Below are 25,370 nucleotides of genomic sequence, written 5' to 3'. Positions count from 1 at the left end.
GCTAATGGTGGTGGATCCACTATAGGTATTGGCACCCGTCAGGGTTTCATTGCCGCCAGCCACGGTCAGGCCGCCCGTGCCGCTGACAACACCGGCAAAGCTGCCGCCATTGCCAATGGTCAGGGTATGCGCGCCCAGCGCAACCGTACCGCTGGTAGCACCATTGAGCTGGGCAATGGCTTCATCGGCACCCAGCGTCAGCGCACCGTCTGCCGTCAGGTTGGCGGCACCGGACAGGCCGCTGTTGTTATCGTTCAGCGTGGCACCGTTGGCAATGTTCACCGCCGTGCTGGCCAGGCTGCCGTTACCGGACAGCGTCAGGCCTGCCCCACTGCTAATGGTGGTGGATCCACTATAGGTATTGGCACCCGTCAGGGTTTCATTGCCGCCAGCCACGGTCAGGCCGCCCGATCCTGCGATGACACCAGCAAAAGTATCGTTGGCATTACTCAGGGTAAGCGTCTTGCTACCAAGTGCCACCGCACCATTACCAGACAGGCTGTTGATGCTTGCACCACTATTGGTGGCTGAAATATCAAGGCTGCCATTATCAATTACGGCACTTGAGGAAGAAATACTGCCATTCCCGGACAATGCCAGAGTTGCGTTGCCATCGATGGTGGTTGTACCGGTATAGGTATTGCTGCCAGAGAAAGTGACACTACCGCCCGTGCCACTATTGCTGATGGTAATGGAGCCGGTTTTTCCCGCAGCATTTGACAATACGCCGGAATAATTGCTGTCCATGCCATTCTGATCGATCGTACTGCTGGCACCATTGACTGAATCATCAATGGTGAAATTTTGCGTCACACTGGCAACATCGCTCTTGAGCGTCCCCCCTACAAAGGCAGGATTGACCGAACCACCAAGATTGCTGGCCAGGTATTGAGACTGAGCCTTGTCGATATCGCTACTACTGGTTTGCGTAGAGGAGCCGGCACTGGCTGGTACCGAATTAAGTGCTACAGAGCCGGTGTAAATCGTTCCGCCGGCATACAGTACATCACCATTACCATCACCGTAGATACGGACCATATCGAAGAAGTTTGTATCGTTGATGGCACCGATAAAGGTATAGGTTTTCCCATTAGCCTGCTCGGGAACATCAGCAATTTTCGTTGCAGTGCCAATCAGCTGTGCACCTTCCCAGGTATTGCTTGCCTGATTGCCAAACTGGATATAAAGCGAAGAGTTATAGCAGCAAGTACCCCAGTCTCCCAGTTGGACACCAAACGAATTCATCAGGGTTCCAAACTTGAATGTCAGACCACTGCCGGTCGGGTCCGCACTCGATGCCGTCATATTAATGCCCACACCAGTGGTACCTGATGCAGCAATCAGACTGGGAGAGTTACTCAGATAAGTCGAATCAATTGTCCGGCTTGCACCATTGGTCGCCGAGATATCGATTCCAGAAACGTTCCAGCTACTGCCAGATGCCAAACCACTCACTGTCGTGGTAGTAAAGGTGGAGGATGCACTGGAAGAATAGGTATTTACCGTATCCTGCAAGCGGGTCTCACCTGTTACAAAAGTTTGGAAATACACGACGGGCGTAGCAATGGCCATGTTCGCCATCGACATGATCATGCATCCTGTGAGGGCGCACATGGCCACGGAGGCCATCTTCCCACCGACTTTGGTCAAACGATACCCGATGTCGGATCTTTTCATTTTGTCATTACCCCATGGCCATGCCATATCAACGAGTGACTGACTTTGGCCTGCCGATTTGTAAGTATATTTTTCGAATGATTGATTTAATTTAAATATCAACCAACAATCAGTATTGTCAAACGCCAACTTTCATATGGCATGAAGACAAAAACCGGCATTGATAATGCCAACTTCATTGCGCTCGGCCCTTACCGTTACTTACAAATCCTTACGGCTCCTTACTTGGCGACTTTTAATGACCAATAACTGGTAAAGCCTTTAAAAGCCGATTAGGATTAGGCCCCATTCTTTCTCTCGCCGATAAGACGCATGCCTGTATTCCCGCACCGCATCTGCTCATGGATATTCATTGCAGTGCTGATCTCATGCCTTAATATTCAAATGGCATTTTCAGCACCCGCTAACGAAGCTTTGCAATACACATGGAAAACACTGATTGATCCGAGCGGTGAAAAGAAAATTGATGAAATCCGTCTGAAAGAGCATCTATTCAAAGCAGCCAGCTCTAACGCATTTGGCTATCAGCCTGGTGCGGTATGGATAAGAATGGAAATAGTGCGCAAGCCAGAACAGGCCGCGCATTGGTGGCTGGAGCTGCAGTCTCCCATGCTGGATCTCGCCACACTATACGAACAGGATGCATCAGGAAGATTGCTGATTCGTAAAATGGGGGACCACACCCCCATGTCTGATCATGAAATTGATTATCGCAATGCTGTATTCAGGATGAACATTCCGGCAAACAAGCCATATATTATTTACCTTCGCCTGCAAAGCCAAAACACCCTCACCATCACACCGGTATTTTTTTCATACAAATCGCTGATCACCAGCATTGCCACCGAGCAGATTTTCTTCGGCGCACTGGCATCGGTCTATTTCGCCTTGCTATTGAATGGATTTTGGCTTTACCGGGCATCCAGCGACCGCTCCTATAGCTGGTTTGCACTTTATGCGCTATCCAACTTGATTGTCATGCTAGGTTCGGAAGGATACATCTATCAATATTTATTGGGAGATTATCCTGACCTGAATGAAATCATACTGATTGTCAGTATTTATTTTAGCGTTCCGATAGGCGGGCAATTGCTTTTGTATTATCTGGAAATACAGAGCAAGGTATTCTGGCGTATTGTTCAGTTAGACTGGGTTTTTTCAACGCTGGCAGTTACATTGCTGTTTCAGGCTGATCAGCAATGGATCAGGCCTGCATTCCAGGCATGGATATTATTGAACATGCTGTTCGGGACGGTATTTGTTTACACCATGCGCAATAAAAACAAGATGGCACTGCGTATCTTGCTGGCGCTATTGCCATTCTGGCTGGCGGTAGCCTTGCGCAGCTTGCGCAATGTCGCCTTGCTGCCATCCAATATCTTGACCGACAATACCTACTATCTTGGCATGGCCCTGTATATGCTTGCGCTAAACTACGCTGTCAGCATAAAGATCAAGACCTTGCGGGAGGCTCATGATCATGCTCAGGCCGAGGCACTGCGTCTGGCAAAAAAGAATGAACACGAACTTGAAGAGCAGGTTATTCAGCGTACCGTGCAATTACAGCAGGCGGTACGTCGGGTAGAAGCTTCCTTGCAGATAGAACGGCGCGCACAAGCGGAACAGCGCGAGTTCTTTGCCACGGTTTCGCATGAGCTGCGCACTCCCCTGACCGTAATTGACATGACGGCACAAAACCTGGAGCTGGATGCCACCGAGCTGGACACAGAAACACGCAACCGCTATAGCAAGATACTGCAGGCAACCAACCGGCTGAGCCTGTTGCTGGACAGGTATCTGAATGAGGACAGCTTCACGCTGATGAGGCGTGGCGTGCAGTATCGACAGTGCAATCTGCACATGATGCTTGAGGATGCGGCCCGCTCGGCTTCCATTCTGTCCAGCGCTCATCAGTTCATCTTGCAGCTGGATCTGCTGCCGGAAAACATTGTCTGCGACCCTGACCTGATGCTCTTGGTACTGCGCAGCCTGGCAGATAATGCGGTCAAGTACACGCCGCCGGAGTCCACCATCTTGTTTACCGGCAGCGCTGCTGGTGATCACATCAATATTTTCATCAGGGATAACGGGCCCGGAATGAGCGCAGAAACACTTGCACGCGTATTTGAACCACATTTTCGCGGTGCAAACAGTACCGGCAAGCCAGGTAGCGGCCTGGGCTTGATGCTGGCGCGCAAACTGATGGAAAACCAGGGTGGTCGACTGGAAATAGACAGCCTGGAAGGCAAAGGCTGCAGAATCCATCTGTGTTTGCCACTACATATTGCCGCAGTAGCCGATATCAGCCCGGCCTAGCCTGGCTGACTGCAGCCTTACTGCAGCCTTACTGCAGCTGGGCAATCGTGGCAAGAAAGCTGTAGCCCTTGCCATGTTCGGTTTTCAGCGGCAAGGCCGTGCCGGTTTCATCGGCCCAACGCTTGCGCAGTCGGCTGATCATGGTATCCAGCCGGCGCATGTCGAAATCCAGCCAGTTAAATCCCAGTGCTTCAACCAGATTCTTGCGATTCAATATCTGCAGACCGGTGGCAGCAAGTTGCTGAAACAACAACAGCTCGGCCAGCGACAGGGAGATATGCAGCCCTTGCGGTGAAAGCAGCTGGCGCGTGCGCAGATTCAGACACCAGTCACCCCCGATACGACGGTACAAGGCGTTGATGATGGCATCCAGCTCCAGCAAGCGGAACGGCTTTACCAGATAGTGGTCGGCACCGCCATTCAGGCCGCTGAGCATGTCCTGTGTTGAACTGCGGGCCGTCAGCATGATGATGCCGGTACGTGGTGATTCGCGACGAATGACATGCGCCACATCCAGCCCGGTGCCATCCGGCAGGCCGATATCCAGAATTGCAATGTCAGTTACAACTTGCAGTGCCGAAAACTCTGCCATGGAGCCGGCCTGCCATACCTGATGCCCACTACGCAGCAGGAATCTGGCCAGCTCCTCACGCAGCTCGGCCTCGTCTTCTACCAATAAGATCTTTGCCACAATCTGTTCTGCATCGTTCAAGGCCAAGCATTCTAATCGACCTGCCAGCCGGCATTGCTTACAAAAACTTACACCGACAGGCAAGCCTGTCCCCCGGCCTGCACCAGCCGATGGCAGGAAATCACATGCAAGGTTGGCGGGTTGACAGGCAGTACAAGAATCAACAGCGTTCACTTGAAACACCTGTTTCAAGCCGGCCTATTTTAACCTTCTGAGCAAGCCCGATGTCAGGAAAAGACGGCGGCAAACAAAGCGCACTTGCTCAGGAGAACAGCGCGGTGTGTTCAAGGCCGACAAGGCAGGACCAGCATGAAGACGGCTACCGGCCCTGCCCGGCCATTATTGCGCCATCGGCATTTTCATCATCGACGACTGCTGATCCAGCATCTGCATCATCATGTCCATCATGCGCACATCGCCCTGCATCATGGATTTCATCGGCATGCCATCACCCGGCTTCATGCCCTTCATCATGCCCGCATTGGACATGCCGTCCTGACAGTGCTCCATGTGCATTTGCTTCATCATGCCCATGCTGTCCTTCATCACGGCCATTCCTTCCTGCATCGCGGCCTGCCGTTCTTCAGGCGTTTTGGCGGCGGCCATTTTGGCGTGTACTGCATTCATTTTTTCCATCTGCATTTCCATCTCTTTATTTGATGGCATCACCTTGCTGGCTGGCGTTTTTTTGACAGCGGGCTTGGCGGCTTTCTTGTTGACGACGGCAGCGGAAGCATCCTGGTGGTGGGCTTCATTTGCCTGTGCGCCAAAAGTGGCGGCAACAATGGCCAGGGCGATGACGGTTTTCCATTGGGTTTTCATGATTCGACTCCGTATAGACGTGACAAAGAAATACCCTGCCGCAATGGCAGGAAGGGGGACATGGGAATGGCCAACCCATCCCGCATGCGGGGCTAGTTGTTGAAGCGGGAAAACTGCAGGCGTAGCGGCCGGGCGGGTGGCCGTGGCCATGCCCGGATCACCTGCGGCAAAAGAAAGGTGATGGCCGGCCCACCCAGCCAGATCAGGCTGATGACCAATAGCAGCAAGGACATGTGCGGCTGCCCGTGTGAATCGGCTTTCACCAGGCCGTGCTGGGCATCGGCACAGACCTTGCTACACAATTCATGGTGGGGCTGGTCATGGGCATGCTGCCATTGCGCCAGCAAGCTGGCGTGTTCATGATCCGGCTCCATCGGCATGGTATGGCAATTTGCCACCGCGACCAGCGTAAACGCCAATACCCAGGCCGCCAGCACTAGCCGGCTCCAGGTATGCAGTTGTTGGCGTATCCGGTACAAGGTGGACATCTTGTCTACTCCACGCACTGTGCCAATCAATTGGGCAAGGCTTGTTTCAGCATGACATGCCGGTGATACATGCCGGCTTCGAAGTGCCCTGGCACATAACAGGCAAACAGGACGGACTTGCTCTTGAGCGGATCAAAGCGCCAGACAATGGTTTTAGTCTCACCCCCCTTGATGGATAGCACATTGACATCGTGATGTTCCATTCCCGCCATCTGTTTGCGCATTTCCAGCATATGTTTCTTGCGGAATGCCTCATCGCCGATGGCAAATTCATGCACAGCCTGCCCGCTATTGCTCACGACAAACTTCACCACCTCACCCCGGTGGATGTTCATGGCATCGAAATTAAGCCGCATGGTGTCGGTGGCTTCGACATGGATGGTCCGCGTGGCCTCGGATTCCGGTGCAGGCTGGCCAAAAGCAAAGTGCTCCGGCATGTCCATGCCCTTCATCTGGGCCATGGCAGTGGCGGGCAGCAGTAGTGCCAGCAGCAGAATGTGTCGTTGATAGTGCATTGCACAGCTCCCGCCCGGCGGGATGAAAAGGCCAAAGCCTGGCCCCACCCCGTCAGGCAATGACTCAGAAACGGCCAAACAGCACGCCGGTACGTTGGTCTTTGCTCATGGTGTAGATGGCCAGCGTGCCTGGCTTTTCTTCACCCATGCCGGGGCTGTTCAGTGGCATGCCGGGGGCAGACAGGCCCACCACGTCGGCCTTGCTGGCAAGCAGCTTCTTGATGGCGGCCACCGGCACATGACCTTCAATAGTGTAGCGGCCGATCTTGGCGGTATGGCAACTGCCCAGACCGGGGGTAACCCCCATCTGCTGCTTGATCGGCTGCATGTCATCACGATTGATGGCGCTGACATCAAAACCGTTGTGCTTGAGATAGCTGATATAGGCCTCGCAGCAGCTGCAAGTGGGGCTCTTGTACAGCGTGACCGGGGTAGCGGCAAAAACGGCGGTGCTAAACGCACCGAACAAGGCGGCAAAAATGCGGGTACGGATGGTGGCCATGATGGCCCTCCTTCTGGCAATGACAAGGATTCGGATGACCGGCAACAGGCCGGCAAGTCGGAAAATGCTGTCAGGCAAGTAAAGGCGGACGATGTGGCGGAGAAAGGGTGATGCCAGCCAGTGCAGCGGGCTGGGTGGGGACAAAAATACCGACCTGGGCTAGCGGCGTGGCAGACCAGGCTGCTTGCTGGAACAAGGAAGGCGCGCAGAGCTGCACGCAGCCGGCACCGCTGCACAACATGCCATGCGCAGCTTTTGCATTGGCGGCATGTGTCGGCATCTTGCCTGCGGTTTCCTCATGGCAGGCAGCATGGGTTTCATGGGCCATGCAGTCTGCCGATATGATTGCCTCGCCGGCCATGGCCATGTCGGCACCCGCCGCCAGCACATTAAGTGCCGGAAGCGCGAGCAGAAACATCAGCAGGAAACGGTACAAGGCTTTCATACCCGGCAAGATAGCACCGTTTGGCGGCACAGGTGAATCACCAATCAGCCCTGCTTGCGGCATTATTGATCTGGATCAGCTGCACCGCGCCGCCCCTTGGCAAGGGTAGACAACGCTGCCGGTCAGACCGGATTGGCCGCATCAGGCAAGGCCCGTTTGCTGCTTACGCTAACAAAGCGGGTCGACGGGCCGCCCGAAAAACGGCTTGCTGGCCCCTGGTCTGGGCGGCACATGCCGCCACTGCCGGTGACAGAAGGCAAAAATCACTAGGCTTGTGCCGGCGCTTCCGGGCAAACCCGGTTGCGGCCATTCTGCTTGGCACGGTACAGGGCATCGTCCACCCGCTTCACCAGGCTGTCGGTCACGTCGCCGCTGCGCCATGCGGCCACGCCAAAGCTGCTGCTTGCACTGTCCACCACGGCAAAGCGGTGTGCCGCAACGCAGGCGCGCATGTGCTCGGCCAGCTGCATGGCCTGCTCCAGGCTGGTATCCGGACACAACACCACAAATTCCTCGCCACCCCAGCGTGCCAGGGTATCGCTTGCGCGCAGCCTATCTTGCAGGATGGCAGTGAAATCCTGCAGCAACGTATCACCAACCAGATGGCCCCAGCGATCGTTTACCTGCTTGAACTTGTCGATATCGGCCATGATTACCGCCAGTTGGCGCCCCTCTGCCTGCGCACGCTGCATTTCAACGGCAAAGCGCTCTTCCAGCCCAAAACGGTTGAGCGCACCAGTCAGCTTGTCACTGATTGCCTGCCGTGCCAGCCGCGCATGCGCATCCTGCAGTTCAGCCGTGCGCAGTGCCACTTCCTGCATCAGGATATCGTTATGGTGCACCTCGAAATCATGCGCCCGCTGCAGGCGGGCATAGGCATCATTCAGGCCATCGGCCAGCACGCTCAGCTCATCCTGATGCGCATGCCGACGATGCAGCACAAAGGGACGCAAACGCTTGCCTGGTTCGAATGATTGGGCAAATTCCGCCATTTGCGTCAGGTGGCGGGTGATCATCCATGAAATCAGCAGCAGTATGCAGATCGAGGTAACCAGCGACTTGGCCGTCTGCGCCGCCAGCACAATGGCAATGCGGTCCAGTGTACGGCCATACAGAGTATGCAGGTTTGGCTGAATGTAAATCATGCCCACCTCGATGCCATGGCGCTGCAGGGAAAACCGGTAGATCCGGTCGGCATCATGATCGAGCTGACCGGTAGTCAGCTCCGCCTTCTGGTTGGGGCCATAGCGCACCGTGGCCCCGGCAACCCAGGGAGAATGCCCGATACCATCCAGCTGTACCTGCATGCTGGATACATTGAAGTTCCAGGCCGCATCCGCCAGGCCAGGCAGCTGGTTTTGCTCGATGTAATGCATTCCCTTGTCCAGCTCGGACACATCCTGCCGGTAATCAAAAAACAGCTGCGCCGAGGTGGCAATCAATGCGGCAGTGGCACTGATGCAGACAATCCACAACAGCATGCGCCGGGCCAGCGCACTGGACATGCCGCTGCCCAGGCGGGCGCAGATCTGGCGCAAGCGATGCCATGCCGAAAACTGGTGCATGCCGGCTTACCTGACCCTGCTTTTAAAAGGCGAACGCCGGGCAAAGACATCTTCGTAGCGTCTGGCAGCCTCGGTGTCCAGCCAGCTCGCCTCGGCATCAATCCAGGGCGGGCGCTTGCCGGCCGCGGCAACAATCTCGTCTACCCGCTGCACAACCTTCTTTCCCCAGGCACCCTTGGTGCAACCAACGTAGCCGATGGTGAACTCCGGCAGGCCGGCAATGGGCAAATAGACAAATTTCTGTCTGGCCGGCAGCTGCAACCTGCGGGAGAACCAGTTGATTTCGTCCGGATAGCTAATGATGTAATCCACCCAGCCGCTGGCCAGTTGACGGAATGGTCCCTCGTCATCATCACTGGTCTGCAACAGATTTTTTTGACCGGCAACCGCCTGCATTGCCTCCAGTACCGGTGGCGGATAACCACGCTTTTCCTGACGCACGGTAATCAGCGTGGCATCTCGCATCAGCCGGGCGATATCCACCGCCCCACTGGCATTGCGGTATGCGGCCACCCGCGCAAGCCGGTCCGCACGCAACACCAGATGGTGCGGCAGCACAAATTCCACCGGGCCGCTGAAGTCCACGTAGGCTTCACGTTCTGCGGTCTTGAGCAAGCTGGGTTCGCACACCGGCAGCCCCTGTTTCATCAGGCCGAACACCCGCGACATGCTGGAATTTTCCACCACATGATTGAATTCTGGCGTGCGTTCGATGAAATAGCGCAGAAACACATCGGCGTAGCCGGTTCCCTTAAGTGGGCCATTGCCAATGATCACCGGAGGGTAGTCGGGCATCTGCCAGTTGATGGTCAGACCGTCGGCATGCGCCCTGCCGCCACTCAGGGCAAGACACATGGCCATGCCGGCCATGAAAACTGCCTGGCAAGACCACGCCCTGTATTTCCAGACAGCGGCTGAGAACATGCGATATCCTTTGTGGCGTCAAACGCAAAGGCGTACATTCTCTCCATCAAGCACCTGTGCAGCAAGCCCCTTAGCAGTTCCCCCTACTCCGTCGCAAACCCTTGTCCGGACATGGTTTCTGGATTCAAGCGCAGCAGTTCATCAGCCAGGTTAGCATCCCAAGTACTCAGACCGATCGCCCCAGCATCAGCAAGTCGACAAACAGCCCGGCAGGCAATGCATCCTGCAACATGCGCAAGCTGAGCATGGCCAGCACGCAGCCGGTCAGCAGGCGCTGCAACAACAGCAGGCGGCGGTGTCGGGTCATGAAGGCAGACAGGCTGCCAGCAAACAGGGCAACCAGCCCGTTGGATGTTGCAAAGCCAATAATCAGCATGGAACCCAACACCAGCGTCTGGCCGAGGACATTGCCAGCCGGGTAATCGACAAACCGTGGGACCAGTGAAACAAAGATCATCATCAGCTTGGGGTTGAGCAGGCTGGTGGTGGCTCCCATCAGCAGCAAGCGCCGGGGCTGAACGGCATTTCCCGGCTGGACTTCAAACGGCGAGCGCCCGCCCGGCCGCAGCGACTGCCAGGCCAGATAAGCCAGATACAGCGCGCCGGCAATGGCCAGCAGGGTGAGCGCATGCGGAATGCGCACAACCATGGCGGTAATGCCAAGTGCAGCAGCCAGCATGTAGAACAGATAACCCACCATGACACCAGCCAGCGACATCAGGCCGGCCCGCCGGCCCTGCACCACTGCACGCGACAGCACATACATCATATTGGGGCCGGGGGTGATGGCCAGCAGCATGCCAATGGCCAGAAATTCCTTGAGAGAGAAGACGGTATTCATCATGGGCTCCTGCCCTGCATGGGATATACCGCAGTATCTTCCTGCTGCTTTGCCAAGTTAAGTGAATTAAACTTGGCTTACTATTCAGATAAACTGATCAAATGAAAAAACTGGATCTGGACGTGATCGAAATGGTGGTTGCGGTGGCCGAGGCAAAATCCTTTGTGCGCGGCGCGGCGCTCGTGCACCGCTCCCCCTCGGCAGTCAGCATGCAAATCAAGACGCTGGAAGAAGCACTGGGCAAGCCGCTGTTCAAGCGCAATACACGGCATGTGGAGGTCACCACCGAGGGCATGGCCTTGCTGGACTACGGCCGCAAAATGCTGAACCTGCGGCAAGAGGCCTGGGCTGCCATCGTGCGTCCGGAAGTTACCGGCCGCATTGTGCTGGGGGTACCGGATGACTACGCCCCCTCCTTGCTGCCCACCACCTTGCGCCGGTTTTCGCTGGCACACCCGCGGGTGGAGATCCATGTCATCGGCAGACCCAGCAGCGAGCTGATTCCGCTGCTGGAGGACAGCACGCTGGACCTGGCCTGCATCACCCGCACCCCGCGCATCAGCGGCGAGCATATCCGCTTTGAACCCATTGTCTGGGCAGGCTCGCCCGCGCGGGCAGTATGGGAAGAACGCCCGCTGCCGCTTGCCGTGTTCGAGCATGGCAGTGTCGCCCGCGAGCGTGCGATTACCGCCCTGCAACAGCAGGGCATTCCGTTTCGCATGTCCTACGAAAGCCCCAGCCTGACCGGGCTGGTCAGCATGGTGGAGGCAGGCCTGGCCATTGCGCCCATGGCGCTGTGTGCGCTGCCGGAACGGCTGCGGCGACTGACGGAAAGTGATGGGCTGCCAGAAATAGGCAAGGTGGAAATCGTACTGGCGCGCAGCGCCCGCTCCAATCGCCCGCCCTGCGACTACCTGGCCGAGCAGATACTCAGCGGCAGCTAGCCAGCATCACACCGGATTTACAGCTTCAGCAGACCCAGCAGCAGCGCCACCACGCCACCGGCAATCAGCGGCCCCACCGCCAGGCCACGGAAAAAACACACGCCAATCAAGGTGCCTATCATCAGCGCCGTCACCGCCTCCGGCGAGGACTTCATGAAGGGCACGCCCTGCGCGGCAATCCAGGCCACCAGCAAACCGGTCAGCACCGCAATCACCCCCGCCGGGGACTTGAATACATTGGCAATACTGTTGGCATCCACCCGGCCAGATACCACCGGCACCAAGACCGCAGCAGTCAGCACGGCCACGCCGACATTGATGCCCTTGGATTCGATGACCGGCAACCAGCTATCCAGTCCCAGCAGCTTGATCAGCAAGAGCACCAGCGCCGCAATCGACACGGTGAAATTATTGCCGATCAGGGAGATGGCCAGGATGAGCAGGATGGGGAGATTGTCAAAATGCATTGTGGATCGCTTCGGGAAAATGCAGCGCCGGATGGCGTACGGAAATGAGTAATACTCGCAATTATACGCCAGCACGCCGCCAGAACCGGAAGCAATACACAGACAAAAAAAGCGAGGGCAGTTTGCATTGCCCTCGCACAAGGTCGCAGTAGCCACCAGCAAGCTGGCAGCCAGACAGGATTGCGGTTTACTTGATGAAGCTCAGTTGCTGGCAGATTCTGTCCAGCACCGGTTTTTTCCTGGCCTGGAACTGATCCTTGTTTTGCTGGATCAGGTTATTGCCCTGGGTATCGATGGAGATGATCAGCGGGCCAAATACCCGTACCCGGTTGATCCACAGGGTTTCCGGCATGCCCAGGTCCTGCCATTCGGCACCTTCGATTTCCTCCACTAGGGTGGCGGCCAGCACGGCGCAGCCACCGGGAAAGATGGCATGCACGGCCTTGTGTTCCTGGCAGCCAGCAGCCGTTTCCGGGCCCATGCCGCCCTTGCCGACAATCAGCTTCACCCCGGTCTGTTTGATGAATTCGCGCTCGAACTTTTCCATGCGCATGCTGGTGGTGGGGCCAATGGACACCATTTCAAACGTGCCGTCGTCCTTTTTGCGCACGATGGGGCCGGCATGAAAAATCGCCCCGCCTTCCAGATTCACCGGCAGTTCCCGGCCTTGTTCGATCAGGCGGCGGTGCGCTACGTCGCGACAGGTCACCAGCTGGCCGGTGAGATACACCACGTCGCCAATGCGCAGGTCGGCCAGGTCTTCGTCTTTGATGGGGGTTGTCAGGATTTTTTTCACAGCACCACTCCTTCGTGGGACAGGATTTCATAGGACAGGTCGGCATGGACGCGGATCTTGCCGCGACGATGCGCCCAGCAGCCGGTATTCACCGCCACGCCGATGGTGGAAGGGTGACGGGCGGAGGATTCGATATTCACCCCCATCACGCTGTTGTTGCCAGTGAGGCCTTGCGGGCCGATGCCGATCTCGTTCAGGCCCTGTTCCAGCAGCTCTTCCATCAGCGCGGCGCGCGGGTTGCTGCTTTTGGAGTCCACCGGACGCATGATGGCCAGCTTGGACAGCCGGGCAGCGGTTTCCACCGAAGTCGACACCCCTACCCCCACCAGCAAGGGCGGGCAGGCATTGACGCCGCGTTCGGTAATCACGTCCATCACGAACTCGGCCACGCCTTCGTAACCCTGGCCCGGCATCAGCACCTTGGCCGCGCCCGGCAGGGTGCAACCACCGCCAGCCATGTAGACGTCGATGGTGCAACTGTCCGAATCCGGCACAATGCGCCAGTCCAGCCAGGGAATATTGGTGCCGGTATTGGTGCCGGTATTTTTTTCGTCAAAGGTTTCCACCGCGTTGTGGCGCAGCGGCCCCAGCTTGGTGGCACCGGCCAGCGCCTCGCGCAGGATGTCTTCCAGCTCCCCCAGCAGCGGGAAGTGTGCGCCGGCCTCGATGAAATACTGGATCACGCCGGTGTCCTGGCAGCTGGGGCGGTCCAGCTTGTCGGCGGCCTGCTGGTTGCCTTCCATGGTGTCGTAGATGGATTTGGCCAGCAGGTTGGTTTCCAGCGTGCGCAAATCGGCCAGTTTGGCCTTCACATCACGTGGCAGGCGTTTGCCGATGTAGGCGGTGAATTTGGCCATGGTGTCCGTCAGGGACTGGATGGCGATTTCCTTGTCCATATTGTGTCCTCGCAAATGGGTGGGATTCAGGGGTGGGGTTTAGTGACGGTCCTGAGTGACCGCCATGACGGATGCCTCTGCCGCCTGGAAGCGACTGAGCATCAGCGTCAGCACTGCAGAAAACATCAGCAAACCGGCAACGAAGTACAGGCCGCCGGCAAAGCTGCCGGTCTGGTCCTTGATCCAGCCGATCATGGCCGGGCCGACAAAACCGCCCAGATTGCCAATGGAGTTGATGGCGGCAATGCCACTGGCAGCAGCAGTGCCGGACAGGAACAGGGTGGGCATGCTCCACAGCGGCGGCTTGGCACAGCTGATGCCGATATTGACCAGGGTGAGCGCGGCAATCAGGCCGACGACACCGCTGGCACCGCTGGCCACCACCAGGCCGATTGCCGCGGCAATACAGGCCAGCACCACATGCCAGGTACGTTCTCCGCTACGGTCGGAATGGCGTGACCACAACACCATGGCCACCACCGAAACGGTGGGCGGCACGGCATTGAGCACCCCCACCGTCATGGAAGAGACACCCAGCTGCTTGATGATCTGCGGAGCCCAGATACCCAGGGTGTACAGGCCGGCAGACGTGCCGAAGTAGATGAAGGCCAGCGCCAGCACTCGCGGATTGCTCAGGCCGGCAAGCAGGCTGTGGTGATCCTCCCCGCCCTTGCCCTGCTGCTCGGCCTGCATGGTGGACACCAGCCAGTTGCGCTCGTCGGCAGCCAGCCAGCGTGCCTGTTCCGGACGGTCGGTCATGCAGAAGAACACCACGCCGCCTAGCAACAAGGCCGGGAAAGCTTCGATCAGGAACATCCACTGCCAGCCCTGCAGGCCCAGATAGCCGTGCATTTCCAGCAGCGCCGCCGAAATGGGCGAGCCCAGCGCGGTGGAAATGGGCGCGGCCGCCATGAACAGCGCGGTGATGCCGGCCCGGCGGCGTGCCGGAAACCAGTAGCTGAGATAAAGAATGATGCCGGGGAAGAAACCGGCTTCGGCCGCACCCAGCAGAAAGCGGATCACATAAAAGCTGAGCGGCCCCTGCACAAAGGCCATGGCCCCGGAAATGACGCCCCAGCTCAGCATGATGCGGGCAATCCACTTGCGCGCGCCAAAGCGATGCAGGGCGATGTTGGACGGCACTTCGCACAGGAAGTAGCCCCAGAAGAAAATGCCTGCGCCAAAGCCGAGGATGGAGGCGGAAAAGCCCAGATCCTGCTTCATGCTCAAGGCGGCAAAGCCGATGTTCACCCGGTCGATGTAGGCAATGAAGTACAGCAGCATGATGAGTGGAACAATGCGCCAGCTGACGCGGCGCATTGTGCTTGCTTCGATATCGTGTCCCATAGGTTCTCCTCTTTGTTTCCGATTGTTGCGGGATGTTGGCGACATCCACCTTGTGGCCATCTGTGGTGGCCCCTGCCGTCAGCACCTGCTTGCTGCGGTCAGGATTTTTTGATTCGGTTGAGCGTTACGAGGAGATTAGCCTGTTTGAAAAAGTAATTAATCGCAGTAAACTTAAAACATCATTACGCCAAACGTAACAATCAACATGCAATCCGACCTTGCCTTCTTCTGCCTGATCGTCAAACAGGGCAGCATGGCCGCCGCCGCACGCGAGTTGAACCTGACACCGCCGTCGGTATCGCGCCGCCTGGCTCAACTGGAAGAACGGCTGGGCGTGCGTCTGCTCAACCGCACCACCCGCCGGCTGAGCCTGACCGGCGAAGGCGAGGTGTACTTTGCCAGCGCCCTGCGCATCCTCAGCGACATCGAGGAAATGGAACAGCAGGTATCCAGCAGCCGCGCCGCGCCCAAAGGACTGCTGCGCATCAACGCGCCACTAGGCTTCGGGCGCTCCTACATCGGCCCGGCGATTTCGGCTTTCAATCGGCGTTATCCGGAAGTGGAAGTCCAGCTGCACCTGAGCGACCGCCCGGTCAACCTGCCGGATGAGGCCATTGACATCGCCATCCGCTTTGGCGAAGCACCGGACTCCCGCCTGATTGCCAAGAAAATTGCCGCCAACCGCCGCCTGCTGTGCGCCTCGCCGGCTTATCTGGCCGCCGCCGGCAGCCCGCAGACGCCGCACGACCTCACCCGCCACCAGTGCATCGTGCTGCGACAAAATGAAATGGCGGCCGGCAACTGGCGACTGAGCCATGGCAAGCAGACGGAAACGGTGAAAGTACATGGCACGCTCAGCACCAATGATGGCGAAGTGGCGCTGAACTGGGCGCTGGATGGCTATGGCATCCTGATGCGGGCGGAATGGGATGTGGCCAAATACCTGCGCAGCGGCAGGCTGGTACAGGTGCTGGCAGAATTCGAAACACCACCAGCCGATGTCTACGCGGTATACATGGAAAGGCTGAACCTGTCGGCCAAGGTGAGCTGTTTTGTCGAGCACCTGCGCAACTTCATGCGCCAGCATGCCGACGGCCCGGCAGCCGGGCGCACGGTCTGGTAGACGTCCTGCCCGCTGACCGGCCTAGCCTGCCAGGCGGGTGGCAAACCATTGCTGCAGAAAAGCAATGCACACCCGCACCTTGGCCGAAGCAGAAGAACGTTCGGGATACACCGCCCACACATCGGCCGGCTGGTATTGCTCAGGCAAGATGTGCAGCAGGCGTCCGTGCTGCACATCATCCGCCACATCCCAGGCAGAGCGCAGGATGATGCCATGCCCGTCCAGTGCCCATTGCCGGGCGATTTCGCCATTATTGCTGGCCAGCCGCCCGCCCACCCGCACCACCTCCTCCCCTTGAGGGCCGTGCAGCGTCCAGCGGCCATAGTCCTGATCCCGCTCGCGGATGAGAATGCACTGATGCCGGGTCAGCGCGGACACCGACTGCGGCATGCCATGCGCAGCCACATAGGATGGCGCGGCACACAAAATCCGCCGGTTGGCGGCAATGCGACGGGTAATGACATTGCCTTCACGCACGCTGCCCACCCGGATATCCAGCTGGAAACCCTCCTCCACCAGATCCACCGCCCGGTCCAGCAACTCCAGCTGTATTTCCAGCTGCGGCTGCTGCACGGCCAGCGCCGACAATGCCGCCGCCAGCTTGCTGCGGCCAAAGCCGCTGCTGCTGCAGATGCGGATCAGCCCGTCGGCAACCGACTTCTCCTGCGAGACGGCCTCGCCCATCAGCCGCACATCTTCCAGAATGCGCAGCGCCCACTGGTGTACCACCTCGCCCTGCGCCGTCAGCCCGACATGGCGCGTGGTACGGTGAAACAGACGCTCCTTGATGACCTGTTCCAGCAGGCCGATGCGCTTGCTGACCAGCGCCTTGGACACCCCCATGGCACGGGCGGTGGCGGCAAAGCTGCGGTGACGCACCACCTGGCAAAACAATTGCAGATCATCCAGCTGCAGCTTGTCGTTCACGATTCATGTCCAATCAATCAACACAAAGGGGAATTGTAAATGCATCGTAGCTTGTTAAGCTCGGTTTTTGCCTGCTGGCTGCTCAAGGAAAGTCGACACCATGAAACACAAAATTGCCGTGATTGCCGGGGACGGAATCGGTCAGGAAGTGATGCCGGAAGGGCTGCGCGTGCTGCAGGCGGCCAGCCGCCGGTTTGGTCTGGAACTGGAATTTCAGGTTTTCGACTGGGCCAATTGCGATTACTACCTGCAACACGGGCAGATGATGCCGGACGACTGGCATGCGCAGCTGTCCGGCTGTGACGCCATCTATTTTGGCGCAGTCGGCTGGCCGGACAAGGTGCCGGACCATGTCTCGCTATGGGGCTCGCTGCTGAAGTTCCGCCGCGAGTTCGACCAGTATGCCAATGTGCGTCCGGTGCGGCTGATGCCCGGCATCCCCTGCCCGCTGGCCGGCAAGCAGGTGGGCGATATCGACTTCATGGTGGTGCGCGAAAACACCGAGGGCGAGTACTCCTCCATTGGCGGCCGCATTTTTGAAGGCACCGAGCGGGAAACCGTGCTGCAGGAATCCATCTTCACCCGCCACGGCACCGATCGCATCCTGAAGTTTGCCTTCGAGATGGCGCAGCAGCGGCCGAAAAGACACCTGACCTCCGCCACCAAGTCCAACGGCATTGCCATCAGCATGCCCTACTGGGACGAGCGGCTGGAAGCCATGGCCGGCCACTACCCGGATGTGGCCTGGGACAAATACCACATCGACATCCTCACCGCGCGCTTCGTCCTCAGCCCGGAGCGCTTTGATGTGGTGGTGGCCTCCAATCTGTTTGGCGACATCCTGTCCGACCTGGGCCCGGCCTGCACCGGCACCATCGGCATTGCCCCATCGGCCAACCTGAACCCGGAACGCAACTTCCCCTCGCTGTTTGAGCCGGTGCACGGCTCCGCCCCCGACATTTTCGGCCAGGGCATTGCCAACCCGATCGCCATGATCTGGTGCGGCGCGATGATGCTGGAATTCCTGGGGCAAGGCGATGCCCGCTACCAGGGGGCGCACGATGCCATCATGGCGGCCATCCATCAGGTATTGGAAAACGGCCCGCGCACCCCGGACATGGGGGGCAATGCCAGTACCGAGACACTGGGCAAAGCGGTGGCCGCCGCGCTGGAACATGGCCACTGAGCACTTCCGCAGCGGGACTCAGACGCATATGGCACCAAGCGGGAGATGCCATGCCAGCACCCTGGCCGGTGCCGGCGGCCAGCGTGCAACTCAGGCCAGCGTATCGAAGGCGCGGGCGAAGTCGGCGATCAGGTCTTCCACTTCCTCCAGCCCCACCGATACCCGGACCATGCCATCCGGGATGTCCATTTCCTTGCGTTTTTCCGGGCCGGCTTCCCAGAAAATGGTGGAGGCCACCGGAATCACCAGGGTGCGGGTGTCCCCCAGGCCGGTGGCCTTGATCGGCAGTTGCAGGGTATTGAGGAAGGCATTGGTCTGCTCGGCAGCGCGCAGCTCAAAAGACAGCAGCCAGGCATTGGCGCGAAACAGCGTACTGGCGCGCTGATGCTGCGGATGGCTGGCCAAACCGGGATAGGACACCTTGCGTACCGCCGGGTGTGCCTCCAGATATTCGGCCAGCCGCTGGGCGCTGGCGCTGCTGTGTTTAACCCGCAGCGCCAGTGTTTCCATGCCGATGGAAATCTGGTTGGCGTGTTCGGAGGACAAGGAAGCCCCCATGTCGCGCAAGCCCTTCTTGCGGATCTGGGTGAGGCCCTGCTGCGCCACCGCCACCTTGCGGTATTCATCGGCGATATTGGGATAGCCGGCCCAATCAAACAGGCCGGTATCAGTGACCGCGCCACCCAGCGCCGCGCCGTGGCCGGAGATGGTCTTGGTCAGGGAGTTGACCACCAGGCTGGCACCCACGCTGGCCGGGTTAAACAGGGCCGGTGAGGTAATGGTGTTGTCCACCACATAAACCAGCCCGTGCGCACGGCACAGGCTGCCAATGCCTTGCAAGTCGGCAATCTGGGTACCCGGGTTGGCAATGGTTTCCACAAACACCATGCGGGTAGCCGGGGTCAGCACCGCCGCCACGCTGTCGGCAGAGGCCATGTCCACCATGCTGACCTCCACACCGAACTGGCGCAGGGTGTTTAGCAGGCTATTGGTGTTGCCGAACACATGGCGGCTGGAGACGATGTGATCTCCCGCCTTGAGCAGGGTAAGGAAGATGGCGGCAATCGCCCCCATTCCGGTGGCAAAGCACACCGTACCCACGCCGCCTTCAATCTCGTTGATCTTGGCCTCCAGCATCGCCGTGGTGGGTGTACCCTGGCGGGCATAGTTGAAACCACCCTTTTTGCTTCCCTGGAAGATGCCGATCAGGTCCTCCACGCTTTCCAGCCCGTACTGCACCGAGCTGTGCAGCGGTGCGCGCAATGCGCCATGCTCCATGCCGGCGCGACGGTCGCGATGCACGATGGTGGTGGTGAGGCCCTGCTTGTCTGTTTTGCTCATTGCTCCGGTTCCCGATACAGATTTTCTGCGTGCTGTGCTGTCACTGACAGGGCTTGCCACCTTGCCACCGGCGGTGGGCCGCAGAGATGGCTGACAGGCAAATCCTGCATGAATACTGGTGGCCGGCAGATGCGGTGCAGAGTCCTGCACGCGGCTGCGGCAAGCCTCCACGATACACCTTTTGCCCGTGAAATTGACCCAGCTGCCCGCATTTACGCTGCGGGCAGATGCAGATTGCTGCGCCGCACATGGCGCTGCGCCGCACATGGCGCTGCGCAAGCACGCAGGAGCAGGCAAGCCAGCTAAAAACGGGGCCGATAAGCTCTACCAGACACGGCACTGCCGCCAGATGAAAAAGCGGCCGGCGGGCTGCAATGCAGCGCGCCGGCCCAGGCATGAGACTACTGAGAACGCGGGGAAAACGGTAGTGACTGTCTGGCTCAGCACCAAGGACTCAACGGACGACGGACTCCACCGTCCAGGCATTGTTTTTCACCACCGACAGCGTTACCGGGGCTTTTTGCAGATTGCCGTTGGCGGTAAAGGCAAAGTCCGCCGTCACACCGCTGTAGCGGATAGCCGCTAGCTTGGGCAGGTATTTGGCCGGCTCCACCGAGCCCGCCTGCTTCATCGCTTCGGCCACCAGCATCACGCCGTCGTAAAACTGCGGCCCCAGCAATACCACGTCCTGGTGGAAGCGTGCCTTGTAGCGGGTTTCAAACGCCTTGCCCGCCGGACGGGCATTGAGCACACCGCCCGGCACTGCCGAGTAATGTCCGGCTGCATCGGCCCCGGCCAGTTGCAGGAAAGTGGGCGTGTTCATCATATCGCCGCCCATCAGCTTGGCCTTCAGGCCCAGACGCTTAAGCTGCTTGGCCATCGGCGCGGCCTGGGCATCGGCTCCGCCATAGAAGATGACATCCGGATTAACCGCCTTGACTGCCGTCAGGATGGAGGTGAAATCGGTGGCCTTGTCGGTGGTGAATTCACGGCGTGCCACCTTGCCGCCATTGGCGGTGACGGCTTTGACAAACTCGTCGGCAATACCCTGGCCATAGGCGGTGCGGTCGTCGATAGCGACAATGCTCTTGGCCTTCAGCGTCTTGACGGCAAACTGGCCCAGCGCCCCGCCTACCTGGCTGTCGCTGCCCACCAGACGGAAGGTGGTTTTATAGCCTTGCTGGGTGTAGGCCGGGTTGGTGGACACCGATAGCTGCGGAATGCCGGCATCGGAATAAATGCGCGAGGCCGGAATCGACACCCCGGAGTTGAAGTGGCCGATGATGGCCTTCACCCCGGCATCCACCAGCCGCTGCGCCGCCTGGGTGCCAATGCGCGGGTCGGCCTGATCGTCCTCCGACACCAGTTCGAACTTGATTTTCTGCCCGCCCACCACCAGGCCCTTGGCATTGACATCGTCAATGGCCATCTTGGTGGCGTTTTCATTATCCTTGCCGTAATGCGCCTGCGGGCCGGACAAGGGCGAGGAAAAGCCGATCTTCACCACGGTATCGGCATGCGCGGCAGCAATGGCAAACGGTGCCATCATGCCCCCCAGCGCCACCACCCAGTTCAGCTCTGCAAACAGTTTGTTCTGTGCCATGTCATTTCTCCTTTGATGCTGCATTTATTCAAGAGAAACCAGGTGGTTCCCCCTGCTACTGCCCTCCTGCCCTTACCGGTCTGCGCCGGCCCGTGGCAGGATCAAAAACGACACATGCGGTAGGGCTGCATGTCCAGGGCGGGCGTCTTGCCCTGCAGCATGTCAGCCAGCAGGAGCGCCGTGGTGGCGGCCAGGGTGAGGCCCAGATGCCCATGCCCGGTGGCAAACCACAGGCCGGGCTGCCCTGGAGCCGGGCCGATAATCGGGACGGTATCCGGCAGCGAGGGGCGATTGCCCATCCATACCGTCATGTCTTCGGTGGAAAAATCACCGACGATGCGCCGCGCCTTGTCCAGCAGAATGTGGGCGCGCCGCCAGTCGGGTGGCGCATCGCGGTGTGCCAGTTCTACCGTGCCGGCCAGCCGCAGGCCGCCACCAGCCATGGGCAGGATGACAAAGCTTTCGCTGGCACACTGGATGAAGTGATGCAGCTGCACCCCGGCCCTGGGCAGGTTGACGTGATAGCCGCGCTCGCTTTCCAGCGGCACGCGGTAGCGGTGCTGACGGGTAAAACGGTCGCTCCACACGCCGCAGGCAATCACTGTGGCGGCTGCCTGCAAGCGGCCATGACTGGCCGTTTCCACCCCGCTGACGCGCCCACCCTGCTCCAAGGTAGCCAGCACTTCATCCTGTACAAAACGCCCGCCTTCACGGACAAAGGCATCGAACAGACCACGGCTGAAGGTGTAGGGGTCGTCCACATGCGACCAGTCCGGCACCCGCACTGCGTATTGCCATTCCTCGGCCAACAGCGGTTCTTGCTCAAGTAACTCGCTGCGTGACAAGGCCTGCCACTGCACGCCATGGCGGCGTTTTTCCTCCCAGGCAGGCAGGGCGGCATCGAACTCCTGCTGGTTGCGATACAGCGTGAGGTTGCCGTGACGACGCCACATGGCACCCAGCCCGGCCTTGTCTATCAGCGCGGCGTAGTCCTGATTCACCCGCCCCAGCAAGGCGGACAGATCGCGGGTGAGTGTGGCCACCCGGCTGGGGCGGCTGGCGGCAAGAAAGCGCAGCAGCCACGGCAGCAGGCTGGGTAGGTAGCGCCAGCGCAGGGCCAGCGGCCCCAGCGGGTCCAGCATCCAGCCCGGCACCTTGCGCAGCACGCCCGGTTCGGCCAGCGGTATCACATCGCTGATGGCAAAGGCACCGGCATTGCCATAACTGGTTTCCATGGCCGGTTCGCCACGGTCCAGCAGGGTGACGGCAAAGCCTTCCAGCCGCAGTTGCAGCGCAATGGCAATACCGACCACACCGGCCCCCACCACGATGACTTCGTCGCCCGCAACAAGGGTATCGGCCATGGCTCAGGCCTCCCGCACGCCATCCAGCAGGCGCGGCAAGCCCTGCGGATTGGCATGTTTCAGGGCAGTCGGCAGCAGTGCATCCGGCAGGTCCTGATAGCACACCGGTCGCAAAAAGCGCTGGATGGCCGCCGTGCCCACCGAGGTGGAGCGCACATCCGACGTGGCCGGAAACGGCCCGCCATGCACCATGGCATCACACACTTCCACTCCGGTGGGCCAGCCATTGACCAGGATGCGACCAGCCTTGCGCTCCAGCACCGGCAACAGGCGGCGTGCCAGCGCGATATCGTCGTCATCCAGTTGCAGCGTGGCGGTAAGCTGGCCTTCCAGCGCCTCGGCCAGTTGCAGGCGCTCTGCCTCATCGCGGCATTGCACCACCAGCGCGGCAGCGCCGAACACTTCGGCCTGCAAGGCCGGATTGGCCAGATACTCCGCCGCCCGCACCCGCAGCAACTGCGGCTGGCACTGGTTGGGGCCGGTGGGCAACACGCCCTTGGCCACGGTGCTGGCATGGCGGGACAGGCTGTCCACCCCGTCCTGATAGGCCGCCCAGATGCCGGGTGTGAGCATGGTTTGCGCCGCACTGTGTTGCAGCAAATCAGCCGCGGTGGCGACAAACGCCTCCAGCGCCGGCCCTTCTAGCGCCACCAGCAGGCCGGGATTGGTACAGAACTGCCCTGCCCCCTGCGTCAGCGAGCCGACAAAGCCCTGCGCCAGCACCTCGCCGCGTGCCTGCAAGGCAGCCGGCAGCAGGAATACCGGATTGGTGGAACTCATTTCCGCATACACCGGAATCGGCTCCGCGCGCTGCTGTGCGCTCTGACACAAGGCCAGCCCGCCGGCACGCGAGCCGGTAAAACCCACCGCCTTGATGCGCGCATCGTTGACCAGTGCCTGCCCCACTTCCCGGCCACTGCCAAACAGCAGGGCGAATACTCCGGCGGGCAGGCCGCATTGCTCTAAGGCGCGCACAATGGCCTGGCCCACCAGTTCGCTGGTGCCGGGATGGGCGCTGTGCGCCTTGACGATGACCGGGCAACCGGCCGCCAGTGCCGAGGCGGTGTCCCCCCCGGCCACCGAGAAGGCCAGCGGAAAGTTGCTGGCCCCGAAAACGGCCACCGGCCCCAGCGGAATCTGGCGCTGGCGCAAGTCGGCACGCGGCAGCGGCTGGCGCGCGGGCTGGGCCTGGTCGACCCGCACATCCAGCCATTCGCCAGCCCTCACGGTACGGGCAAACATGCGTAGCTGGCCGCAGGTGCGGGCCCGTTCGCCCTGCAAGCGGGCTTGCGGCAAGCCGGTTTCCAGCATGGCGCGTTCAATCAGCGCATCGCCCAGCGCTTCGATTTCTTCGGCAATGGTTTCCAGCAACTGCGCCCGCTGTGCCGGCGTGGTTTCGCGGTAGCTGTCAAACGCCGCCCAGGCCAGCGCGCACGCCTGTTCCACCTGAGCCTGATCGCCCCCGGCATAGTCCGGTTGCAGGGTCTGGCCGGTGGACGGGTTGATGGCGTGCTGCGCTTCACGCTTGCCGCTGATGGATTGCCCGCCAATCAGCATTTTGCCTGTCAGATTCATAGGGTTTCCTGCTTGAAATGAAGTCCCGGCCACGCCGCGGGCGTGGCACGGTTGCTCAGGGTCTGGCTCAGGCCACATTCAGCCCGGCCGACCAGTTGCGATACCAGCTACGGAACAGCGTGTACTGGGTTTCAGCATAGCGGCGCTGGGCTTCGGTCAGGGCGTCGGTTTCGTTGAAGTGCAGGCTGTATTCGGTATCGCCGTTCAGCACCATCAGGTACTTGTAATACAGCACCAGATCGCAGCCTTCATCGAAGGAGGACAGCACCGCCAGCGCGGATTCCAGCTCGCGCGCCTGACGGCGCGCCACGGCGTCTCCCTTGGCGGCGGCCTTGCTCAAGGCCACCAGATGCAGCACCTCGCGCGGCAGCGCATTGCCGATGCCGGTAATGGCGCCGGTGGCATTGCAGTTGACGAAGCCATGCACCACCTGGGTGTCCACCCCCACCATCAGGGTGACCTGATCATCCTGCGAGGTGATGTGCTCGGCGGCGTAACGCATGTCGGCGGCACCGCCGAATTCCTTGAAGCCGATCAGGTTGGGATAGCTGCGGCGCAGTTCGAAGAACAAATCGGCACGGGTGGCAAAGCCGTAGTAGGGGCTGTTGTAGATGACTGCGGGCAAGTCGGGTGCGGCGGCGAGGATGGCGGAAAAGTGGGCCTTTTGCGCGGTCGGGGACGCACCACGCGACAACACGCGCGGAATCACCATCAGGCCATGTGCACCAACGCGGGCGGCATGGGCGGCATGGGATACCGCCTCGCGGGTATTCACCGCACCGGTGCCGACAATCGTAGGCACGCCGGCGGCCACCAGGCGGGCCACGCCTTCCTGGCGCTCGGCTTCGGTCAAGAGCGGCCAGTCGCCCATCGAGCCGCAATACACCACCGCGCTCATGCCGGCGGCAATCAGCTCGCGGCCCTTTGCTACCAGCGCGTCAAAGTCCGGCTTGCGCTCGGCGGTACACGGGGTCATCAGGGCCGGGATGCAGCCGGTGAAAATGTTGTCGCTCAT

At 59.7% G+C, this 25,370-nt stretch carries 24 protein-coding genes; 4 read left to right on the top strand and 20 right to left on the bottom strand.

The window, feature by feature from the left end; translation table 11 throughout:
- Positions 1 to 1,779, bottom strand: a 1,779-nt coding sequence (locus QVF59_RS05650; protein ID WP_502866796.1) for a beta strand repeat-containing protein, incomplete at its 3' end; no start/stop codon positions are given.
- Positions 1,780 to 1,989: 210 nt separating this feature from the next.
- On the opposite strand from QVF59_RS05650, the gene QVF59_RS05645 reads away from it, so the two are divergent.
- Entirely contained in the window at positions 1,990 to 3,993 is a 2,004-nt protein-coding gene (locus QVF59_RS05645; RefSeq protein ID WP_287877948.1) for a sensor histidine kinase, read from the top strand.
- Positions 3,994 to 4,021: 28 nt separating this feature from the next.
- Here the strand turns inward: QVF59_RS05645 and QVF59_RS05640 are convergent, their stop codons facing one another.
- From QVF59_RS05640 to QVF59_RS05600, 9 genes are all read right to left on the bottom strand, one after another.
- Positions 4,022 to 4,684, bottom strand: a complete 663-nt coding sequence (locus QVF59_RS05640; protein WP_159876423.1) for a response regulator transcription factor — start codon at positions 4,682 to 4,684, stop codon at positions 4,022 to 4,024.
- 339 nt (positions 4,685 to 5,023) lie between these two features.
- On the bottom strand, positions 5,024 to 5,506 hold the full coding sequence (locus QVF59_RS05635) for a hypothetical protein (RefSeq protein WP_159880780.1): 483 nt from the start codon (positions 5,504 to 5,506) through the stop codon (positions 5,024 to 5,026).
- A 92-nt stretch (positions 5,507 to 5,598) separates the two neighbouring features.
- Positions 5,599 to 5,994, bottom strand: a complete 396-nt coding sequence (locus tag QVF59_RS05630; protein ID WP_287877947.1) for a hypothetical protein — start codon at positions 5,992 to 5,994, stop codon at positions 5,599 to 5,601.
- Between the two features lie 26 nt (positions 5,995 to 6,020).
- Entirely contained in the window at positions 6,021 to 6,509 is a 489-nt protein-coding gene (locus QVF59_RS05625; protein WP_287877945.1) for a cupredoxin domain-containing protein, read from the bottom strand.
- A 64-nt stretch (positions 6,510 to 6,573) separates the two neighbouring features.
- On the bottom strand, positions 6,574 to 7,011 hold the full coding sequence (locus QVF59_RS05620) for a DUF411 domain-containing protein (RefSeq protein WP_159876417.1): 438 nt from the start codon (positions 7,009 to 7,011) through the stop codon (positions 6,574 to 6,576).
- A 70-nt stretch (positions 7,012 to 7,081) separates the two neighbouring features.
- A complete protein-coding gene (locus QVF59_RS05615) occupies positions 7,082 to 7,465 on the bottom strand; it encodes a hypothetical protein (protein ID WP_159876415.1) in 384 nt (127 codons plus the stop codon).
- A 257-nt stretch (positions 7,466 to 7,722) separates the two neighbouring features.
- On the bottom strand, positions 7,723 to 9,021 hold the full coding sequence (locus QVF59_RS05610) for a sensor domain-containing diguanylate cyclase (RefSeq protein ID WP_287877942.1): 1,299 nt from the start codon (positions 9,019 to 9,021) through the stop codon (positions 7,723 to 7,725).
- 6 nt (positions 9,022 to 9,027) lie between these two features.
- Positions 9,028 to 9,891 carry a hypothetical protein gene (locus QVF59_RS05605; RefSeq protein WP_287877940.1) on the bottom strand — a complete coding sequence of 288 codons (864 nt, stop codon included), beginning with the start codon at positions 9,889 to 9,891 and terminating at the stop codon, positions 9,028 to 9,030.
- Positions 9,892 to 10,111: 220 nt separating this feature from the next.
- Complete coding sequence (locus QVF59_RS05600; RefSeq protein ID WP_287877937.1) at positions 10,112 to 10,789, bottom strand: LysE family translocator; 678 nt, start codon at positions 10,787 to 10,789, stop codon at positions 10,112 to 10,114.
- A 98-nt stretch (positions 10,790 to 10,887) separates the two neighbouring features.
- On the opposite strand from QVF59_RS05600, the gene QVF59_RS05595 reads away from it, so the two are divergent.
- Positions 10,888 to 11,730 carry a LysR substrate-binding domain-containing protein gene (locus tag QVF59_RS05595; protein WP_287877934.1) on the top strand — a complete coding sequence of 281 codons (843 nt, stop codon included), beginning with the start codon at positions 10,888 to 10,890 and terminating at the stop codon, positions 11,728 to 11,730.
- Between the two features lie 17 nt (positions 11,731 to 11,747).
- Here QVF59_RS05595 and QVF59_RS05590 read toward each other — a convergent pair whose 3' ends face one another.
- From QVF59_RS05590 to QVF59_RS05575, 4 genes are all read right to left on the bottom strand, one after another.
- A complete protein-coding gene (locus QVF59_RS05590; RefSeq protein ID WP_089084227.1) occupies positions 11,748 to 12,197 on the bottom strand; it encodes a DUF441 domain-containing protein in 450 nt (149 codons plus the stop codon).
- A 187-nt stretch (positions 12,198 to 12,384) separates the two neighbouring features.
- Positions 12,385 to 12,993 (bottom strand): L(+)-tartrate dehydratase subunit beta, encoded by a 609-nt coding sequence (gene ttdB, locus QVF59_RS05585; protein WP_287877932.1) that lies wholly within the window; start codon positions 12,991 to 12,993, stop codon positions 12,385 to 12,387.
- A complete protein-coding gene (ttdA, locus tag QVF59_RS05580) occupies positions 12,990 to 13,889 on the bottom strand; it encodes a L(+)-tartrate dehydratase subunit alpha (protein ID WP_287877930.1) in 900 nt (299 codons plus the stop codon). The genes ttdB and ttdA overlap by 4 nt, the downstream gene beginning before the upstream one ends.
- 39 nt (positions 13,890 to 13,928) lie before the next feature.
- The gene (locus QVF59_RS05575; RefSeq protein ID WP_287877928.1) at positions 13,929 to 15,236 is read right to left on the bottom strand and encodes an MFS transporter; all 1,308 of its coding nucleotides are present in this window, start codon (positions 15,234 to 15,236) and stop codon (positions 13,929 to 13,931) included.
- A gap of 205 nt (positions 15,237 to 15,441) precedes the next feature.
- Between QVF59_RS05575 and QVF59_RS05570 the strand changes: the two genes are divergently transcribed.
- A complete protein-coding gene (locus QVF59_RS05570; protein ID WP_287877925.1) occupies positions 15,442 to 16,359 on the top strand; it encodes a LysR family transcriptional regulator in 918 nt (305 codons plus the stop codon).
- A 21-nt stretch (positions 16,360 to 16,380) separates the two neighbouring features.
- Here QVF59_RS05570 and QVF59_RS05565 read toward each other — a convergent pair whose 3' ends face one another.
- Positions 16,381 to 17,286, bottom strand: coding sequence for a LysR family transcriptional regulator (locus tag QVF59_RS05565; RefSeq protein WP_287877922.1), 906 nt, complete (start codon positions 17,284 to 17,286; stop codon positions 16,381 to 16,383).
- Positions 17,287 to 17,386: 100 nt separating this feature from the next.
- On the opposite strand from QVF59_RS05565, the gene QVF59_RS05560 reads away from it, so the two are divergent.
- Entirely contained in the window at positions 17,387 to 18,472 is a 1,086-nt protein-coding gene (locus QVF59_RS05560; protein WP_287877920.1) for a tartrate dehydrogenase, read from the top strand.
- A gap of 90 nt (positions 18,473 to 18,562) precedes the next feature.
- Here QVF59_RS05560 and QVF59_RS05555 read toward each other — a convergent pair whose 3' ends face one another.
- From QVF59_RS05555 to QVF59_RS05535, 5 genes are all read right to left on the bottom strand, one after another.
- Entirely contained in the window at positions 18,563 to 19,813 is a 1,251-nt protein-coding gene (locus QVF59_RS05555; protein ID WP_287877918.1) for a cystathionine gamma-synthase family protein, read from the bottom strand.
- Between the two features lie 454 nt (positions 19,814 to 20,267).
- Positions 20,268 to 21,416 carry a branched-chain amino acid ABC transporter substrate-binding protein gene (locus QVF59_RS05550; protein WP_287877917.1) on the bottom strand — a complete coding sequence of 383 codons (1,149 nt, stop codon included), beginning with the start codon at positions 21,414 to 21,416 and terminating at the stop codon, positions 20,268 to 20,270.
- 101 nt (positions 21,417 to 21,517) lie between these two features.
- Positions 21,518 to 22,780, bottom strand: coding sequence for an NAD(P)/FAD-dependent oxidoreductase (locus QVF59_RS05545; RefSeq protein WP_287877915.1), 1,263 nt, complete (start codon positions 22,778 to 22,780; stop codon positions 21,518 to 21,520).
- A gap of 3 nt (positions 22,781 to 22,783) precedes the next feature.
- The gene (locus tag QVF59_RS05540; RefSeq protein ID WP_287877914.1) at positions 22,784 to 24,355 is read right to left on the bottom strand and encodes an aldehyde dehydrogenase (NADP(+)); all 1,572 of its coding nucleotides are present in this window, start codon (positions 24,353 to 24,355) and stop codon (positions 22,784 to 22,786) included.
- Between the two features lie 67 nt (positions 24,356 to 24,422).
- Positions 24,423 to 25,370 carry a dihydrodipicolinate synthase family protein gene (locus QVF59_RS05535; protein ID WP_089084219.1) on the bottom strand — a complete coding sequence of 316 codons (948 nt, stop codon included), beginning with the start codon at positions 25,368 to 25,370 and terminating at the stop codon, positions 24,423 to 24,425.

This window comes from Aquitalea sp. (genome assembly GCF_030150775.1).
GTDB classification, from domain to species: Bacteria; Pseudomonadota; Gammaproteobacteria; order Burkholderiales; family Chromobacteriaceae; genus Aquitalea; species Aquitalea denitrificans.
This window is presented reverse-complemented; position numbering and strand designations above follow the sequence as displayed.